The 5159-nt window shown below is 75.6% G+C and carries 1 protein-coding gene; it reads left to right on the top strand.

What is annotated here, in order from left to right; all coding sequences use genetic code 11:
* A partial coding sequence (locus tag AB0I21_RS56995) for an amino acid adenylation domain-containing protein (protein WP_360574364.1) occupies positions 1–5159 on the top strand: 5159 nt, incomplete at both ends.

Raw genomic sequence — 5159 nt, forward strand, 5'->3', positions numbered from 1 at the left:
CAGTTGGTGTTCCTGGGCCGGGCCGACGAGCAGGTGAAGCTGCGCGGGTTCCGGATCGAGCCGGGGGAGATCGCAGCCGTCCTCCAGCAGCACCCCGGCGTCTCGCAGGCGGCGGTCTTGCTCCGCGAGGAGCGGCTGGTCGCCTACGTCGTCGGTGGCGCCGACGACCTGCGCGACTTCACGGCGGCGCGGCTGCCGGAGTACATGGTCCCCGCCGCGTTCGTGACCCTGGACGAGCTGCCGCTCACGGTCAACGGCAAGCTCGACCGCAAGGCGCTCCCCGCACCGCACTTCGAGGGCGGCAGCGGACGCGGCCCGGCGAACGTCCGGGAGGAGCTGCTCTGCCAGGCGTTCGCCGACGTCCTCGGCGTCGGCACGGTCGGCGTCGACGACAACTTCTTCGCCCTCGGCGGGCACTCCCTGCTCGTGGTCCGGCTCGTCAGCCGGGTCCGGGCGGCCCTCGGCGTCGAATGCCCGGCCCGCGCCGTGTTCGACGCCCCCACCCCGGCCCGCCTGGCGGCCCGCCTCACCGGCGCCGCCGACGCCCGCAGGCTCCTCGTGCCGTCGCCCCGCCCGCCGCGGCTGCCGCTGTCCCCGGCGCAGCAGCGGCTGTGGTTCATCGACCAGCTCGAAGGCCCCAGCCCGCTCTACAACATCCCGATGGTCCTCGAACTGACCGGACCCGTCGACGCCGGCGCCCTCGAGGCGGCCCTGCTCGACGTGATCGGCCGGCACGAGGTGCTGCGCACCGTGTTCCCGGTCGCCGACGCCCGGCCGTACCAGCACGTCGTCCCCGTCGGGGAGCTCGGCTGGCGGCTGGACGTCGCCGGCGTCGAGCCGGCGGAGCTGCGGCAGCGGGTGTCGGCCGCCGCAGGGCACGCCTTCGACCTCGCACGGGAGATCCCGGTCAAGGCCTGGCTGTTCGACGACGGCTCCGGCACCCGCGTCCTCGTCGCGGTCGTGCACCACATCGCGACCGACGGCTGGTCCAGCGGCCCGCTCGCCCGGGATGTGTCGGCCGCCTACTCGGCCCGGCTCGACGGCCACGCGCCGCGGTGGGAGCCGCTGCCGGTCCAGTACGCCGACTACACGCTGTGGCAGCAGGACCTCCTCGGCGCCGAGAGCGACCCGGACAGCGTCGTCTCGCGGCAGGTCGCCCACTGGCGGCAGGTCCTGGCGGGCGCGCCCGAGGAGCTGGCGCTGCCCGTCGACCGGCAGCGCCCGGCGGCGGCGACGTACCGCGGCCGCACCGTGCCCGTCGCTGTCCCGGCCGACGTCCACGCCCGCCTGCTGCGGGTCGCCCGCGAGCAGGGCGTGACCGTGTTCATGGTGCTGCAGGCCACCCTCGCGGTGCTGCTGCACCGGCTCGGCGCGGGCACCGACGTGCCGATCGGGGCGCCGATCGCCGGTCGTACCGACGAGAACCTCGACGACCTGGTCGGCTACTTCATCAACACGATGGTCATCCGGACGGACCTGACCGGCGACCCGACGTTCGAGCAGGTGCTGGCGCGGGTCCGCGCCGCGGGCGTGGCCGCCTACGACCAGCAGGACGTGCCGTTCGAACGCCTCGTCGAGGAGCTCGCCCCGCAGCGGTCACTGTCCCGGCACCCGCTGTTCCAGGTGATGCTCACCCTCCAGAACGCCCCCGACCAGGTGCTGCACCTGCCCGGAGTGGATGTGCGGGAGGCTCCGCGCGACGAGCCGCCGTCGAAGTTCGACCTCAACGCCATCGTCGCCGAGCAGTTCGACGCCGCCGGCGCGCCGGCCGGGATCAGCGGCGGCCTGACCGGGTCGCTCGACCTGTTCGACCCCGCGTCCGTGACGGCGATCGCGGACCGCTGGGTCCGGGTCATCGCGGCGCTGGTCGCCGACCCCGGCGGCCGCGTGTCCGACGTGGACGTGCTCGACCCCGCCGAACGGCAGCGGATCCTCCACGACTGGACCGGCACGCCGGCCGGCGTGCCGGTCGCGACGCTGCCGGAGCTGTTCGCGGCGCAGGTCGCCCGCACACCCGACGCGGTGGCGGTCGTCAGTGACGACGCCGAGCTGACGTACGCCGACCTCGACGCCCGCGCGAACCGGCTCGCCGCGCACCTCACGGGTCTCGGCGCCGGCCCGGAGCGCCTCGTAGGCGTCTGCCTCGACCGCGGCGCCGACCTCATGGTGACGCTCCTGGCCGTGCTCAAGGCCGGCGCCGCCTACCTGCCGGTCGACCCGGGCTACCCGACCGAGCGGATCGCGTTCATGCTCACCGACGCGGCACCCGTCGCCGTCCTCGCGTCGGCCGCGACCGCCGCCGCCCTGCCGGCCACCGGCGTGCCGGTCGTGATCCTCGACGACCTGCCGCCGTCCGGCGTGGCCGCCGCGCCGCCGGCCGCGCTGCTCCCGCAGCACCCGGCGTACGTCATCTACACGTCCGGCTCGACGGGCACCCCGAAGGGCGTCCTGGTCTCCCACGCCGGGTTCGCCGCGTTCGCCGCCGGCCACGCCCAGCTGCTCGGCGTCGGCCCCGGTGACCGGGTGGCGCAGTTCGCGTCGGCGAGCTTCGACACGTTCGGCTGGGAATGGTGCATGGCCCTGCTGCAGGGCGCCGCGCTCGTCGTCGTGCCCGCCGAGCACCGCTTCGGTGACGCGCTCACCGATCTCCTGCGGTCGCGGCGGGTGTCGTACGTGACGCTCCCACCGGCCGTGCTGGCCCTGCTGGACCCGGCGTCGATCGACCCGGGCGTGACCATCATGGTCGCCGGCGAGGCGTGCCCGCCCGAGGTGATGGCGCGCTGGTCCGCCGGGCACCGCATGTTCAACTCGTACGGGCCGACGGAGACCACCGTCGATGCGACGCTGTGGCGGTGCGACCCGGCCGCCGCGCAGGTCGCGATCGGCCGGCCGGTCGTCGACACCCGCGTCCACGTCCTCGACGACCGGCTGCGGCCCGTCCCGCTCGGCGTCCCCGGCGAGCTGTACGTCGCCGGCGCAGGCCTCGCCCGCGGCTACGTCCGCCGCGCCGCCCTGACCGCGACCCGGTTCGTCGCGGACCCGTTCGGCGGCGGGCGGCTGTACCGCACCGGCGACGTGGTGCGCTGGACCGCGGGCGGCGACCTCGTGTTCGTCGGCCGGGCCGACGACCAGGTCAAGATCCGCGGCTTCCGGATCGAACCCGGCGAGATCGAGGCCGTCCTCACCGCCCACCCGCTGGTGACCCGGGCGGTGGTCATCGCCCGCGAGGACACCCCCGGCGACCGGCGCCTCGTCGCCTACGTCGTCGGCACCGCCGACCCCGCCGGGATGCGCGAGCACGTCGCCGCGCGGCTGCCGGAGTACATGGTGCCGTCGGCGGTCGTGCCCCTCGCCGAGATCCCACTCACGGTCAACGGCAAGCTCGACCGCGACGCCCTGCCCGCCCCCGACACCACCGGCGCCGCGACGCCGGGCCGCGGCCCCGCCGACGCCCGCGAAGCCGCGCTGTGCGAGGCGTTCGCCGAGCTGCTCGGCGTCGACTCGGTCGGCGTCGACGACGACTTCTTCGCACTCGGCGGCCACTCGCTGCTCGCCGTCCGCCTGATCAGCCGGATCCGGGCGGCGCTGCAGGTCGAGGTCGACATCCGCACCCTGTTCGAGGCACCGACGGTCGCCGGCCTCGCCGCGCGGCTGCCCGGCACCTCCGACGCCCGCCCGGCGCTCGTGCCGCTGCCCCGCCCGTCGCGGCTGCCGCTGTCCTACGCGCAGCAACGGCTGTGGTTCGTCGGCCAGGTCGAGGGCCCCAGCGCGACGTACAACATCCCCATGGTGCTGGGGCTGTCCGGCGACGTCGACACCGGCGCCCTCGAGGCGGCCCTGCGCGACGTCGTCGACCGGCACGAGGTGCTGCGCACCGTGTTCCCGACCGCCGACGGCGAACCGTGCCAGCACATCGTCGCCGGCGCCGACCTGGACTGGCGGCTCCAGCGGGTCACGGTGCCCGCCGAGGACCTCGCGGACGCGGTCGGCCGGGCCACCCGGCACCCGTTCGACCTCGCGACCGAGGTGCCGATCCGGGCCTCGCTGTTCACCACCGGGGATGGCGAGCAGGTGCTCGTCGTGGTCGTGCACCACATCGCCGGCGACGGCTGGTCGACCGGCCCGCTCGCCCGCGACGTGTCCGCGGCCTACGCGGCCCGCCGCGCCGGCCGTGCCCCCGGCTGGGCGGCACCGGCGGTCCAGTACGCCGACTACGCCCTGTGGCAGCGCGACCTCCTCGGCCGCGAAGACGACCCGGACAGCCTGATCTCCCGGCAGGTCGGCTACTGGCGGCAGGCCCTCGCGGGCGCGCCGGAGGAGCTGGCGCTGCCGGTCGACCGGCAGCGTCCCGCGACCGCCGGGCACCGCGGCCACACCGTCGCCGTCGACGTGCCCGCCGACGTCCACGCCCGCGTGCGGGACCTCGCCCGGGACCGCGGTGTCACCGTCTTCATGGTGCTGCAGGCCGCGCTCGGTGCGCTGCTGTCGAAGCTCGGCGCCGGCACGGACGTCCCGATCGGCGTCGCGGTCGCCGGCCGCACCGACGAAGCCCTCAACGACCTGGTCGGCTTCTTCGTCAACACGCTCGTCATCCGCACCGACCTCGCCGGCGACCCGGCCTTCACTGAGATCCTGGACCGGGTCCGCGACACCGGCCTGGCCGGCTTCGAGCACCAGGACGTGCCGTTCGAGCGCCTCGTCGAGGAGCTGGCCCCGGCCCGGTCGCTGGCCCGGCACCCGCTGTTCCAGGTGATCCTGACCGTGCAGAACACCGCGGCGGCCGTCCTGGACCTGCCGGGCGTGCGGGTCACCGAGCTCGTGCCGGCGGCGCAGTCAGCGTCGGCGGCCACGTTCGACCTCGACCTCAACGTCGGCGAGCACGTCACCGGCGCCGACGTCCCGGCCGGGATCCGTGGGCGGCTGACCGGGTCGGCGGACCTGTTCGACGCCGGCACCGTCGCCGCGATCGCCGACCGGTGGGTCCGGCTGCTCGCCGCGGTGACCGCCGACCCCGGCACCCCGCTGTCCGCGGTCGACGTCATGACCGCCGGTGAGCGCCGGCTCGTCCTCGCCGACTGGAACGACACCGCAGCGCCGTTGCGGGCCGACCTCGTCCCGGTGTTGTTCGCCGAGCGGGTGGCGCGGACGCCGGACGCGGT

The sequence above is a fragment of the Dactylosporangium sp. NPDC050588 genome (genome assembly GCF_040654975.1).
Classification (GTDB): Bacteria; Actinomycetota; Actinomycetes; order Mycobacteriales; family Micromonosporaceae; genus Dactylosporangium; species Dactylosporangium maewongense.